This window comes from Sorangium sp. So ce887, assembly GCF_051521455.1.
In the GTDB taxonomy this organism is placed as follows: domain Bacteria; phylum Myxococcota_A; class Polyangia; order Polyangiales; family Polyangiaceae; genus Sorangium.
Map to the genome: position 1 here is coordinate 1,644,669 of NZ_CP150354.1, position 13,820 is coordinate 1,658,488.

Here is a 13,820-nt window from a genome sequence, read left to right on the forward strand (position 1 = left end):
CCGTAAGGCCAGGGAGGCGAGGGCCATGAGTGACATCTCTCGACGTGAAGTGCTGCGTCGGCTGGGCGCAGCAGGCCTCGTTCTCGGGGGCGCGGCCGGAGTCGGGGCGGCCCGGTGGGACCGCGGCGGCAGCACCGCCACCGCCGCGGAGCGCCAGCAAACGCGGGACTACCGGCTCCGCGACGCGCCCGCCGGGCTGCCAGAGCTCGTGATCGCCCGCGCCGGCGCCGAGGCGCTCGCCGGGGGCGCGCCGGATCCCGCCGCCCTGGTCCGCAAGGCGGTCGACGCGCTCGGCGGGATGCGCCGCTTCATCTCGCGCGGCGACGTCGTGGTCGTGAAGCCGAACATCGGCTGGGATCGCACGCCCATCCACGCCGCCAACACGAACCCCAAGGTCGTGGCCGAGGTGGTGCGCCTCGCCTACGACGCCGGCGCCAAGAGCGTCATCGTCACCGACGCCTCGTGCAACGAGCCGAACCGCTGCTTCCAGCGCTCCGGCATCTGGAAGGCCGCCTACGACGTCGGCGCCGAGGTCGTCATCCCCGCCGCGCACCGCTTCCGCGGCATGCGCCTGAAGGGCGAGGTGCTCGACGACTGGCCCGTCTACACGCCGCTCGTCAACGCGGACAAGGTCATCAACGTCCCCATCGCGAAGCATCACAACCTGTCGAAGTACACCGCCGCGATGAAGAACTGGTACGGGGCGCTCGGTGGCCGGCGCAACCGCCTCCACCAGAACATCGACGTGTCGATCGCCGATCTGGCGACGTTCATCCAGCCCACGCTCACGATCGTGGACGCCATCCGCGTCCTCATGCGCAACGGGCCGCAGGGCGGGAACGTCGCCGACGCGAAGGACATGCACACGATCATCGCGACGACCGACCAGGTCGCCGCCGACGCGTACGGGTGCCAGCTCATCGGCCGCAAGCCCGAGGAGATCCCGTACCTCAAGATGGGCCACGAGCGGGGCCTGGGCACGATGCACTGGCAAAACCTGCGGCTCGCCGAGGTGTAGCACCCATGGCAAATTCCGATCCGACGCCGGCCGGGCCGGCGCACCGTGACGCGGCGACCGCGGCGACCGCGAAGGCGAGCCCCGACGGCACGACGCCCCCCGCTGCGCCCGCGCGTGGGGCCCCCTGGGCCGCGCTGCTGCGCAGGGCCGGCGCGCTCGTCCGGCCCGGCCCAAAGCGCCGGGCCGGCTCGGGGCTGCCGGCGCGCAAGACGATCCAGGTGCTCGTCTGGGTGCGCCGCGCCGTGCAGGCCGGCTGCCTCGGGCTGTTCCTCTACTTCCTGTTCCAGACCGGCTTCCGCGGCTCGTTCGCCTCGTCCGAGGCGCGCGTCCGCCTGCCGCTGCCCGTCGAGGGCTTCCTCCTCGCCGATCCGTTCGTCGGCGCGATGACCCTGCTCTCGACGCACACCGTCTACCGCGGTCTGCTCTGGTCGGTCGGGATCCTGGCGCTGACGCTCGTCGTCGGGCGCGTGTTCTGCGGCTGGATCTGCCCGTTCGGCACCCTCCACCACTTCTTCGGGTGGATCTTCCCGTCGCGCTACGGGAAGGGCGGCAAGCGCGTCGAGTCGAACAAGACGTACGCGCGGCAGCGGGTGAAGTACTACCTGATGTACGCGTTCCTCGCGGCGAGCATGGCGGGCAGCGTGATCGGTGGGCTGTTCGATCCGATCTGCGTGGCGGTCCGGGCGATCGGCCTCGCCGTCATCCCGGCGGCGCAGTATGTCATCGCCGTGGTGACCGGCTCCGCGGCCGAGACCGGGAGCCGGCCGGTGCAGCTCGTCGCGGACCACACGCAGGATTTCCTGGCCGCGAGCGTGTGGCAGACGAAGCAGTTCTACTTCCACCACGCGTGGTTCGTCGGGATCCTGTTCGTCGGGATCCTCTTCATGAACCGCTTCATCCCGCGCTTCTGGTGCCGGGTGCTCTGCCCGCTCGGCGCCTTCCTCGGGGTGTTCGCGCGCTTCGCGCTCTTCGGGATGGAGAAGGATCACGCGAAGTGCACCGACTGCAACCTGTGCCTCGTGCACTGCCAGGGCGCCGACTCGCCCCAGGGCGGCGTGAAGTGGCGGCAGGACGAGTGCCACATGTGCCTCAACTGCGAGAACGCCTGCCCCGAGGACGTCATCAAGTTCCGCTTCCTCCCGAACCGGAAGAGCGCCCTCGTGACGCCCGACACGGGCCGCCGCACCGCCCTCGCGACCGCCGCCGCCGGCGCGGTGATCATCCCGACGGCGCGCATCGCCGACGTGCTCGACGCGAACTACGACCACCGCGTCATCCGGCCGCCGGGCTCGGTCGAGGAGCGCGAGTTCCTGGAGCGCTGCATCCGGTGCGCCGAGTGCATGAAGGTCTGCCCCAACAACGCGATCCACCCCGCGTTCTTCGAGGCGGGCATCGAGGGGCTCTGGACGCCGATCGTCATCCCGCGCATCGGGTACTGCGAGCACTCCTGCGTCCTCTGCGGCGACGTCTGCCCGACCGGCGCGATCCAGAAGATCACCGAGGAGCAGAAGATGGGGGTCGGCCAGAAGCCGATCTCGATCGGCACGGCGTTCTACGACCAGGGGCGCTGCCTGCCGTGGTCGATGAGCGTGCCGTGCATCGTCTGCGAGGAGTTCTGCCCGACGTCGCCCAAGGCGATCTGGGTCGAGGAGGTCGACATCCCGAAGCGCGAGCCGGTGGCCGCGGAGCACGGCAAGGAGCCGCTGATGAAGATGGTCCACGTGCAGCGCCCGCACGTCGATCCGGCGCTCTGCATCGGCTGCGGCGCGTGCGAGAAGGTCTGTCCGGTGCAGGACAAGCCCGCGGTCTACGTCACGAGCGTCGGCGAGACCCGCTCGAAGACGAACGTCATCCTTCTTGAGGACACGGATTACAACAAGCCGTCTTGACCCGGCCGCGCGCCTGCTCCGCGCGGCGGGATCACGGTAGGAGGCAGCTCGGGTGCGCACGCTTCGCTTCTACGGAACCTTCTCGCTGGCCGCGATGTGGGCCCTGTCCGGCTGCGGCGAGCCGTTCACGGCGGCCGACGCGCCCGCCGCGTCCACGTCGTCGAACGCGGGGGGCGGCGGCGACGGCGGCGCCGGTGGCGACGGGGGCGGGGGGGGCGGGGGGGCCTCCGCGACGTCGTCGTCCTCGTCGGCGGGAGGGGGCGGCGAGGGCGGCTGCGCGGCGTGCAAGGAGGGGGAGTTCTGCACGGCGAGCGAGACGTGCGTGCGCTGCGCAGGCCGCAGCAGGGCGCTGTCGTTCGGTACGCCGATGGCGATCGAGGTCGAGGGGACGGCGCCCGCGTTCCCGCGCGTGCGCGAGGAGCCGGGGGACGAGGGCGAGGCGACGCAGCGGCTCGTCTACGTGGCCGCCTTCGGCTCGGACGACACGCAGATCGCCACGGCCACCGGGCGGCCCTGGACGGCGGGCGAGGTGGTGGCGAGCGCCTCGGTCAACTCCACGGACTCGGAGTCGGGCCCGCTCCTCCTGCCCGTGGACGCGCTGTCGCCGCGCGACGGCCTCCCTCGGGGCTCGCTGCTCTTCGATCGCTTGCTCGCCGGGCCGGGCAGCCTGCCATCGCTGTTCGTCGCGGACGCGCTCGAGGCGACCCACGCGGACGCGTTCGACGCGCTCTACCTGGACGGGGGGAGCTACTCCGTGGCGGTGGCCCACGGCGTTCGGCCCTACCGGTACTGGTTCATGAACAAGCACCAGGACGCGGGTGGGACCACGAGCCGGCTCGTCACGAAGCTCGCCGAGGCCTCGGAGGTGCAGGTGCTCGACATCGTCCTGCCCGGCGATTGCCCGGCGAAGGGCGACGACCTCGCCCCGTGGGTGACGCCCGACGGGGGCGTGCTGTTCTTCCAGGCGCCCTACAGCGCGCGCGGCGATTGCGCGCAGGCGTCGGTGCTGCGGAGCTTCTACGTGGAGCTCGGGGCCGACGGGCTGCCCGTGGAGGGGCAGAAGGCCAAGATGCTGCTGTCGGGCCTCAAGCCGGAGATCGCCGTCATGACGCCGTCGCTCTCGCCAGACGAGTGCACGCTCTATCTGGCGTCCGACCTGAACATGGTGGACCGGCGGCAGAGGCTCTACTCGGCCACGCGACGGTAGGGGGCGGGGAGCCAGCCGTCGGGGTTCGGCGAGCTGCCCCCCCGCGGGCCTACGGTCGGACGGAGCCGGGGAAGCTCACTGCGCGCGGAAGCCTTCGGCAGGACGGAGGCGCGCGGCGTACAGGCTCGGCACGATCGTCGCGGCGAGGCAGATCAGGATGGCGATGCCGCCGGTGATCAGGAACTCCTGCGGGCGCGCCTGCACGGGGAGACGGGAGATGAAATAGACCTTCGGATCGAGCGGGAAACCGTAGACCAGGAGGCCCTTGCACACCGCCACGCCGAGCAGCAGCCCCAGCGTGGTGCCGCCGACGCCGATGATCCCACCCTGGTAGAGGAAGATGCGCAGGATGGAGCCGTCGGTCGCGCCCATCGCCTTGAGGACGGCGATCTCCTTCTTCTTGTCGAGCACCACCATGATCAGCGTCGCGATGACCGTGAAGGCGGCGACCACGATGATGAGCGCGAGCACCGCGCTCATGCCGATCTGCTGGATGCGCAGCGCGGTGAAGAGCCCGTGGTTCAGCTCCTCCCAGTCCATCGTGTAATAAAGCCCGTTGCTGAGGAGCTGGCTGATCTCACGCGCGATGGTGCTGGCGTTGTCGATGTCATCGACCTTCATCTCGACGCCCGTCACCGTGTCGCCATGATCGTAAAACGCCTGCGTCTCGTAGAGATCGGCGTACGCCAGCTTGGTGTCGTACTGCTCGAAGCCGGCCTCGAAGATCGCGATGACCCGGAATCGCTTGGCGACCGGCGGCTTGATCGCGCCGTTCGAGATCGAGAAGCCGATCGTGGGCGAGGTGACGGTGACGCACTGGCCGATGTCGAGGGACAGGTTCTTCGCCAGCGCAGCGCCGATCACGATGCCTGGCATCCTCGCGATCTGCTCCTTGTCGGCGCAGGGGTCCGGATCCACCTCGGGCGGCAGCTCGTCGTCCTCGGGGAGCACGCTGCCGTAGCCGCCCTGCGGCTCGATCGAGCCCCGCGGGGCCCCCTCGTCCACCGCGAGCTCGGCTTCCTCGGCACCGGTCTCCGTGGCGACGTCGAGCGCGGCAACGTCGAGGTCGGCCGGCTGAAGGGTGGGCTCGGCGCCGGCGTCCCGCGCGGCAGCGGCGCGCTCGTCCTCCAGGATGCGCGCCTCGTACGCCTTCAACAGATCGAGCTCCCCGCCCGCGTCGGGCTCGAGCGCGCCGCGCGAACCCGCGCCCTTCTCCAGGGAAGGAACGTCAGGCAGGGACGGCGGCGCCGCGCGCTCCGGAGGCTTCGCGCCTGGGCGCCGCAGCCCGGTGAGATCGCCGCCCGGGAGGATGTGGCGCGGCAAGTCGAGCACGGGCGTGGCGCCCTCCGCCCCAACGCCGAGGCTCTTCGCCGGGTCCACCCCCTTCACGAGGACGCCCGTCGCCGTCGCGTCGCCGTGCGTCAGCATCATGGGGTTGATGCTGAATGGCGCCACACCGACGACACCAGGCACCTTGGCGACCTGATCCATGATCGAGCGGTACTCACGGAAGTCCGTGGAGTACTTGATCACCAGGACGTGCGCGTTGACGCCCAGGACCTTCTCGCGAAACTCCGCCTGAAAACCCCCGGTCACGCTCATCACGGTCGCGAGCGCCGCGACCCCGAGCGCGACCCCGAGGATCGCGAACGTGGTGCCAACCGAGATGAACGCTCGCTTCTTGGAGCCGAGATACCGCAGCGAGACGCCGAGCGCGAAGCGGTCCTTCCAGAGCAGCTTCCCGAGCAGATAGAACAGAGCGAGCGCCAGGCCAACCGCCGCGACGGCTACGACGAGCACGGTGATGATGGAGTTGAGCCGGGCGGGGTCGCTCATCGCGGTGCCCTCCTAGCAGAACGCGGCGCGCGCGGCACGCCGGGCCGCGGGGATCGACGGCGCCCGCGCCCACGCGGGCTTTCGCGGGCAGCGTCCGCATGATCTCGCTTCCCGGACCGAACGCCTGCTAGAATCCGACCCTGCCGCAGATGCCGGCATGTGGCGTGCACCTCTGCCCGCGAGCCTTTCATGAGCGCCACCAAAAACGAGCACCACACCGCGCGCAGCAGAGTTTTCGACGACGAGGCAGGCGCGCACGATGAGGCACCGGCGTCACGCCCCAGCGGCGCGGCGGGCGGAGCTCGCTCGTCCGGCGTCGGCACCGCGTTCGCGCCGTCCGCGGAGCCCGAGGGCGCAGGCGACGACGACGTGCCCGTGGAGGTCGAGCTCCGCCCCTCGTCGAGGCCCTCCAGGTCGGGCTGGGTCGAGGGGCCGGCGAGCGAGGTGCCTCCGAGCTTCAGAGCGCCGCCGCCGCTGCGCCAGAAGACCCCGCGGTTCGGGCGGCAGAGCCAGCCCGACGCCGATGAGATGAGCGGGAGAACGAGCGCTGCCCCGATCAGCGAGGCGGAGCCGTCCATGGAGATCCCGCCGCCGGACGAGGTCGAGCCGCGCGAGCGGCGGCCGCCCGGCGCCAAGGATCCGTACATCGGGACGACCTTCGACCACCGGTACAAGATCGAGCGGCTGCTCGGCGAGGGCGGGATGGGGTTCGTCTACCTCGCCCGCCACAAGGTCATCGACAAGCGCGTCGCCGTGAAGGTGCTCCGCGCGGAGCTCGCGCGGGATCGCGAGATCTTCGAGCGCTTCGTGCAGGAGGCCCGCTCCGCGTCGAGCATCGGCAACCCGCACATCGTCGACATCTCCGACTTCGGCGACCTGCCGGACGGCTCCACGTACTTTGTCATGGAGTACCTGGAAGGCGTGAGCCTGGCGCAGCTCATCGACTCGCCGAACGAGCTGCCGATGGATCGCATCTGCCACATCGCGCTGCAGCTGTCCGCGGGCCTCGCCGCCGCGCACGACGCCGGCATCATTCACCGCGATCTCAAGCCGGACAACGTCTTCGTGGTGGCCCGCGGCAGCGATCCGAGCTTCGTGAAGATCCTCGACTTCGGGATCGCGAAGGTGTCGACCAGCACGACGACGAAGCTGACGCGCGCCGGGGCGGTGTTCGGGACGCCGCACTACATGTCCCCCGAGCAGGCCGCCGGCGCGCCCATCGATCACCGGACCGACATCTACTCGCTCGGCGTGATGCTCTATGAGCTCGTGAGCCGGCAGCTGCCGTTCAACGCCGACAACTTCATGGGGATCCTGACGCAGCACATGTACAAGGCGCCGGTCCCCATCCGCGCGCTCGTCGGCGGCCCCGATTGCCCCCCGGGGCTCGAGGCGGTGATCCTGAAGTGCCTCTCCAAGAAGCCGGAGTCGCGCTACCAGACGATGATCGAGCTCCACGAGGACCTCGAGCGCGTGAGGGGCGGGGGCGTGCCGGGCGCGGTCGCGGAGATGATGGCGCGCTCGGGCGGCTTCAACGTGCCGCACGACTACTTCAAGACGTCGAAGGTGATCGTCCCCGCGACGCCGCCGTCGCCGCCGCGCTCGCCGTGGCCCCGCTACGTGTGGGTCGCCGGCGCGGCGGCCGCGGTGGGGATCGTGACCGCCATCTTCGTCATCGGCGCGAGCGGGTCCGCCAGGGACAGCGGTCCGCAGGTGGTGCAGAAGCCGCCGGTCGAGGTGCCCGCGGCCAGGCCGCCGGCCCCCGAGCCGCCGCCCGCCATCCAGAAGACGGTGGTCGCGCTGGCCGCCGTGCCGGAGACGGCGGTCGGCTACCGCAACGGCGTGGAGATGAAGCTGCCCGCAAGCATCGACGTGGAGCAGGGGCAGACGGTCACGATCGACATCCGGGCCGAGGGGTTCGTCCCCAGCACGGTCGTGCTCGACGGGACCGAGCAGAGCAAGCTCGTGAAGCTCGTCGAGGTCGACGAGAAGGGCGGCACGAGGGTGAGGCCCTTCCGGCCGACGCCGACGCCGGTCCGGCCTCCGAAGGGCTCGGACGTCCGGGACCCCTGGGCGAACCAGAAGAAGTGAGCGGCCGCTCGGCGCAGGCCCCGCTCTGCGGACGCCGTGATAAGTCGCGGGGGTGACCCGGATAGATCACCTCATCGACCTCGTCCCCGAGGACGTGCTCGGCATCTGTCGCCGCCTCCGCGAGCGCGGCAAGCGCGGCTGGATCGTCGGCGGGTGCGTGCGCGACCTGCTCCGCGGGGAGCCCGCCAAGGACTGGGACGTGGCGACCGACGCGCGGCCGGACGAGGTCGTGGCCGCGTTCCGGAAGGTGATCCCGACCGGGATCCAGCACGGGACGGTGACCGTCGTCGTGCGCGGCGTGCCGTACGAGGTGACGACGCTGCGGGGCGACGGGACCTACAGCGACGGGAGGCGGCCTGACCGGGTCGAGTTCGTGGACGACATCACGGCCGATCTCGCGCGGCGGGACTTCACCATGAACGCCATCGCGCTCGACCCGGTCGACGGACACCTCATCGATCCGTTCGGCGGCCAGCGGGACCTCGAGGCGAAGATCATCCGCGCGGTCGGGGATCCGGGCGAGCGCTTCGCCGAGGACGGGCTGCGGGTGCTGCGCGCGGCGCGCTTCGCGGCGACGCTGGAGAGCGCGCTCGACCCCGAGACCGAGCGCGCGATGGGCACCGCGCGGTCGCACCAGACGTTCCGCTGCGTGAGCGCGGAGCGGGTGCGCGACGAGTGGCTCAAGGCGATGCGCGCGCGCCGCCCGAGCGTGGCATTCGACATCATGCGCCGGACGGAGCTGCTCTCGATCACCTGCCCGGAGATGATGGAGTCGGTCGGGTGCGAGCAGAACCGCTGGCACGCGTACGACGTGTGGGGGCACGCGATGGCCTGCCTCGACGCGTGCAAGCCCGAGCCGATCCTCCGCGTGGCGGCGCTGATGCACGACATCGGCAAGCCGAGGACGCGCGAGTTCTCCGAGAAGACGAGCGACTACACGTTCTACGAGCACGAGCGGATCGGCGCCGAGATGGCCGAGCCGATCCTGACGCGGCTCCGCTTCTCCAACGACGAGCGCGCGCGGATCGTGGCGCTCATCCGCCACCACCTGATCTGCTACGACGACTCGTGGACGGACGCCGCGGTGCGCCGGTGGCTCCGCCGGGTGACGCCGGCGCTCGCGCCGGATCTCTACGAGATCGGCGTGGCCGACGCGCTCGGCAAGGGGCGCGAGGTGACCGAGGACATCGCGACGATAGGGCGGCTCCGGGAGCGCGTGGAGGCGCTGCTCGCCGCGGGCGCGGCGCTGTCTGCCAAGGATCTCGCCGTGAACGGCAGCACGCTGATGAAGGAGCTCGGCATCCCGCCGGGCAGGCTCGTCGGGGAGATCCTGGAGCGGCTCGTCGAGGTCGTGACCGAGGAGCCCGAGGCGAACACGCCGGAGCGCCTGCTCGCGGCGGCGCGGGACATGGTCGTGGGGAAGAGCGCGGGCCAGTAAGGTATCGAGCAGGCTCGTCCCTGGTTGCAGGGGGGAGGTCTTGCCGAGCTGCCCGGCCCTCCTCGGGCCAGCTCGTCGCGCGGCGCGGGGAGGGCCGAACTCGCCTGAGACAGAGCTCCTCCGGCAAAGCCGGAGGAGCTCTGTCATCTGGGCTCAGACACCCGCCCTCCCCACGCCGCGCGACGAGCTGGCCCGAGGAGGGCCTGCCGTCTCCGGAGCAGGGGCGAGTTCGGGGGATGTGGGGCGAGCTTCGCGAGGAGCGCGGTCATGGACGACATGACTCCTGTGCACGGCGGCGAGGGGAGCCGATAGGATCGCTGTGCGCGGCGCTCGTCGCGTGTACCCGAGGGTGGTCTCGACGGGCTGCACGTGCCCTCCTTGTCGCGCGTCGCTCCCGTTCACCCGCGCTCGGCCATCTCCTCGCTCCTTAGGGGAGCCGGTCCCAGATCGCGAGTCGATCGGTCGCAGGCAAGGTACATGGGCCGACAGTGCCGACAGTGGTGGCCGGTCGTCTACCTCCCGTCAGGCTCGATTATTTCGTGCAGATCGCATCCATCCGGACGTGTCTCTGGTAACATCCGTTGCTGCGCACTATCGCGCCCCCCATTGGGAGGTCGATTTGAAGCTCTCGACGAAGACGCTTGTTGGGCTGGTTGGTTTGGGTTTGCTTGCGGCGGCGGCATCCATCGGTGGATGCTCCGGCGGGGGTGGTGGAGCGAGCTCCGGCAATAACGGCTCTGGCAGCGGCGGGGGCGGGGGCGGGGGCGGGAGCGACGATACGACCGGGAGCGGGATCGGGGACGGCGGCGGGTTCCAGTTCGATGGAGGGACCGAGGACGCGTCGCTCAACGAGGACACCGCGTGTGTCGCGACCAGCTTGCAGGCCGATTATGAGCAGCGCCCGGCCGACATCATCTTCATCATCGACAACTCCGAGAGCATGACGGAGGAGATCGACAGCGTCCAGCGGAACATCAACCAGAACTTCGCCTCGATCATCGAGCGGAGCGGCATCGATTACCGCGTCATCCTGCTCTCGAGGCACGGCAGCTCGACGGCGGAGCAGTCGGTCTGCATCGAGGCGCCGCTCGGCAGCGGGAGCTGTTCGCCGGTCCCGGCGAACCCGAACACCAATCCGCCGCACTTCTATCAGTACAACCTGGATGTCAGCAGCCTCGACTCTCTCTGTCTGGCCATCGACACCGTGAAGGGCGCGATCCCGCCCCGGGGGGAGGCCACGTCGCCCGGGTGGTCGCAGTGGCTCCGGATGGACTCGCTCAAGGTGTTCGTCGAGATCACCGACGACGGCGTGGACTGCTCGACGAAGTCGCTCGGCGCGAGCGCCACGCAAACCGACGACGGCGACATCACCCTTCACGACCTCGACGACGATCTGCCCGAGAACGAGAACGTGGCCGGAGGCACCCGCTCGGCAGAGGCCTTCGACGCGGCGCTGACGGCGCTCGCGCCGGAGTACTTCGGCTCGACGAGCGCGCGTAACTACATGTTCTACAGCTTCGTCGGCATCGTCGAGAACACGCCGCCGACCGCGCCCTGGCCGCCGGACGTGCCCGCCACCTGGAAGCAGTGCCGGCCCGGCTCGGTCGATCCCGGGACGACGTACCAGTCCCTCAGCGTCATGACCGGGGGGCTGAGATACCCGATCAACCAGTACGACACCTACGACGCCGTGTTCCAGGCGATCGCAGACAGCGTGATCTCGGGCGCCAAGCTGTCGTGCGAGATCGAGGTGCCGGAGGCGCCAGGCGGGCACTCCATCGATCTGGCGACGGTGCAGATCGAGTTCACGCCGAGCAACGGCGGGCAGAAGCAGACCTTCGCCCAGGTGAAGAGCCCCGAGGAGTGCAAGCCGATGTCCTTCTACATCGACGAGGGGCTCATCCGGCTGTGCCCGGAGACGTGCACAATCGCGGTGCAAGACAACACGGCGAGCATGAACCTGCTCTACGGCTGCTCGGTCACCCCCGACTGAGCGAGGGGGCGCTCCCGGGCGCGATGCGTGGGATGTGCGCATCGCGTCGAAGAGCGCCGGTCCAAGGCGCCGCCCGGCCGGCGAGCTTCCCCTTCGGGGGCGGATCGCGCGAGCCGGGCGCCCGGGCCTGCTACCCTGCGCGAGGACAGATGCGGGTCGATGTGGCGTGCCGTGCCGGTCACGGCGGAAGCGAGGAGCCCGTGGCGTTCACCCTGGGCGAGCGCCGCGTGCGGGTGACGGAGATCCTCGACCGATGGCCAGGGGGCGATCACCTCTACTTCAAGGTGCGCGGGGACGACGGCGCACGGTACATCCTGCGGCGCGATTTCGAGATCCTCGTCTGGGAGCTCGAGGTCTACGAAGTCGAGTAGACCGGCCCCCGTGGAGGGCGTGGACGGGATTGCCGCGGCGGGGGCCTACGGGTGAATCAGGGGGGGAGCGCCGGGGGGGCGGGGGTGGACGGGATTGCCGCGGACGAAGGAGCGCTTTATTGCGGCGGTCTCGGGGGCGAAGGCGAGATGGTTCAATAGATCCGAGTCGCTGAGCACGTGGTCGGGGAAACGGACGGCGAGGAAATCGGCCTCCTTGCCGGCTTCGAGGCTGCCAATCACACGACCCAGTCCGATGGCGTCGGCCGTGCCCTGCGTGGCCATGACGAAGAGAGCGGACGGGGTGAGGCGGTCGCCAAGGCAGAGGGCATTGTCAAAGGCGCTCGACATGCTGCGGCGCATGTCGAAGCTGCGACCCGCGCCGACGTCGCTGCCAAGCGCGACCGGGACAGCTCGGGCGCGGGCGTCGCCAAGACGCATGCGCCCGCTGCCCAGGAAGAAGTTCGAGTCGGGACAGTGGACGACCGACGAGCGGGCCTCGGCGACGCGATCCCACTCGCGCGGCGAGAGATGAATGGCGTGCGCGAGCAGGGTACGCCCGGTGAGCAGGCCAACCCGGTCGTAGACGTCGACGTAATCGCGCGCCCACGGGTGCTCGCGCAGGGTGGCCTCGCACTCGGCCGGACTCTCGGCGACGTGCGTCTGCACGAGGAGGTCGTGATCCCGCGCGAGGCGCGCGGCCGCCTCCAGCAAGGGGCGCGAGCACGTTGGGGCAAAGCGGGGCGTGATCGCGAACTCGAGCAGGCCGCCACCCTCGCCGTGCCAGCGCTGCACGAGATCCCGGGCCGCCGCGATGGCCTCGTCGCGAGGGACACAGAGCGCCTCAGGGCAGTTCTGGTCCATGAGCGTGAGGCCAGCGATGCCGCGCAAGCCAGCGCGCAGCAGGGCGCGGAAGAGCTGGTCGGTCGCCCCGGCGCACGAGCTGGAATAGACGACGCAGGTGGTCGTGCCCGACGCGAGCAGACGATCCGTGAACTCGCCCGCGACCAGCGCGGCATAGCCCTCGTCGCGGAAACGAGCCTCCTCGGGGAAGACAGACCGATCGAGCCAGTCAAGCAGGGCGCCGCTGGCGCTGCCAATGATGCGGGTCTGCGGGAAATGCAGGTGCGCGTCGATGAAGCCGGGCATCAGCACCGCAGGGCGCAGGTCGAGCACCGGCCCGCGGAAAGCGCCCGGAGCGAACGGCGCCACCTGGACGATGAGGCCGTCGGCGCCGACCACGAGCAAGGCGTCCTCCAGGAAGCGGACCTGCGCACCGCCATCCGGCGCGGCGAGGGGCGTGAGCAAACGGCCGCGGTAGGCGCGCGGCAAGCCACCGTTCCGGACGCTCATCGGATCGCGATCTCGCTCCGGCGCGCCCAGCCCATGACCATGCTGTCCCCCTGGTTCTTGGTAACGAGCGCCCACGCGCCCGCCTCGCGCACGATCATCACGAGCTCGCCGGCGGCAATCGCGCCAATCCGGGCGCCGTCCGCCCGCGGCTCCTCGAGCAGCGTGATGCCGCGCGAGGCAATGCCCAGCTGGAGGCGCGAGGGCGCGCCCGGCTCCTCGCCCTCGTCGTCGAAGGAAGGGCCGTCATCGTGCCGCGACCGCGGCTCGTCAGCGCCCGGCTCCTCGTCGAACGGGAAGCGAGGGTGAGCCCGCGAGCGCCCCGCCGCCGGGGAACGCCCCTCCAGGAGGTGCGTGAACCGGCCAGCGCCCTGCACCGGCGACCGCTCGCCGGCGACCGCGCGCAGGACGAGCGGCGCCGTCGGGAGCAGCGCGACGGCGGCGGCGGCGAGGAGCACGAGCCCGGTCAGCCGATCGAGCCGCCGCGCGCGCGGCGGGGCAGGCGCGGCGCCCGGCGGCGGCGCCGCCCGGGCAGCGAGGCGCGTGCCGGCGTGCGCAGCGCCCACGTCGCGGGAGCCAGGCGAGGCACCCTGTCCGGCGGGAGAGTCGTCCATCAGCGCAGAGGATACG

Annotated in this window: 10 protein-coding genes; 7 read left to right on the plus strand and 3 right to left on the minus strand. The window is 70.8% G+C overall.

Going from position 1 to position 13,820, the window contains the following annotated elements; translation table 11 throughout:
• The first annotated feature begins 25 nt into the window (after positions 1 to 25).
• Genes WMF36_RS06190 through WMF36_RS06200 form a run of 3 tightly spaced genes read left to right on the plus strand, consistent with a single transcriptional unit; the run spans position 26 to position 4,114 of the window.
• On the plus strand, positions 26 to 1,018 hold the full coding sequence (locus WMF36_RS06190) for a DUF362 domain-containing protein (protein ID WP_437578677.1): 993 nt from the start codon (positions 26 to 28) through the stop codon (positions 1,016 to 1,018).
• 5 nt (positions 1,019 to 1,023) lie between these two features.
• On the plus strand, positions 1,024 to 2,907 hold the full coding sequence (locus tag WMF36_RS06195) for a 4Fe-4S binding protein (protein WP_437578678.1): 1,884 nt from the start codon (positions 1,024 to 1,026) through the stop codon (positions 2,905 to 2,907).
• 52 nt (positions 2,908 to 2,959) lie between these two features.
• Positions 2,960 to 4,114, plus strand: coding sequence for a hypothetical protein (locus WMF36_RS06200; RefSeq protein WP_437578679.1), 1,155 nt, complete (start codon positions 2,960 to 2,962; stop codon positions 4,112 to 4,114).
• A gap of 75 nt (positions 4,115 to 4,189) precedes the next feature.
• Here the strand turns inward: WMF36_RS06200 and WMF36_RS06205 are convergent, their stop codons facing one another.
• A complete protein-coding gene (locus WMF36_RS06205) occupies positions 4,190 to 5,950 on the minus strand; it encodes an ABC transporter permease (RefSeq protein WP_437578680.1) in 1,761 nt (586 codons plus the stop codon).
• Positions 5,951 to 6,139: 189 nt separating this feature from the next.
• Here WMF36_RS06205 and WMF36_RS06210 point away from each other — a divergent pair, with 189 nt between their 5' ends.
• The 4 genes from WMF36_RS06210 (at position 6,140) to WMF36_RS06225 (ending at position 11,843) form a co-directional block, all read left to right on the plus strand.
• The gene (locus WMF36_RS06210) at positions 6,140 to 8,041 is read left to right on the plus strand and encodes a protein kinase domain-containing protein (RefSeq protein ID WP_437578681.1); all 1,902 of its coding nucleotides are present in this window, start codon (positions 6,140 to 6,142) and stop codon (positions 8,039 to 8,041) included.
• Positions 8,042 to 8,093: 52 nt separating this feature from the next.
• The gene (locus WMF36_RS06215; protein ID WP_437578682.1) at positions 8,094 to 9,479 is read left to right on the plus strand and encodes a CCA tRNA nucleotidyltransferase; all 1,386 of its coding nucleotides are present in this window, start codon (positions 8,094 to 8,096) and stop codon (positions 9,477 to 9,479) included.
• A gap of 619 nt (positions 9,480 to 10,098) precedes the next feature.
• Positions 10,099 to 11,472 carry a hypothetical protein gene (locus WMF36_RS06220; protein WP_437578683.1) on the plus strand — a complete coding sequence of 458 codons (1,374 nt, stop codon included), beginning with the start codon at positions 10,099 to 10,101 and terminating at the stop codon, positions 11,470 to 11,472.
• A 200-nt stretch (positions 11,473 to 11,672) separates the two neighbouring features.
• Positions 11,673 to 11,843 (plus strand): hypothetical protein, encoded by a 171-nt coding sequence (locus WMF36_RS06225; RefSeq protein WP_437578684.1) that lies wholly within the window; start codon positions 11,673 to 11,675, stop codon positions 11,841 to 11,843.
• 45 nt (positions 11,844 to 11,888) lie between these two features.
• Here WMF36_RS06225 and WMF36_RS06230 read toward each other — a convergent pair whose 3' ends face one another.
• Positions 11,889 to 13,193 carry a guanine deaminase gene (locus WMF36_RS06230; RefSeq protein ID WP_437578685.1) on the minus strand — a complete coding sequence of 435 codons (1,305 nt, stop codon included), beginning with the start codon at positions 13,191 to 13,193 and terminating at the stop codon, positions 11,889 to 11,891.
• Positions 13,190 to 13,804 carry an SH3 domain-containing protein gene (locus tag WMF36_RS06235; protein ID WP_437578686.1) on the minus strand — a complete coding sequence of 205 codons (615 nt, stop codon included), beginning with the start codon at positions 13,802 to 13,804 and terminating at the stop codon, positions 13,190 to 13,192. The genes WMF36_RS06230 and WMF36_RS06235 overlap by 4 nt, the downstream gene beginning before the upstream one ends.
• Positions 13,805 to 13,820: the final 16 nt, after the last annotated feature.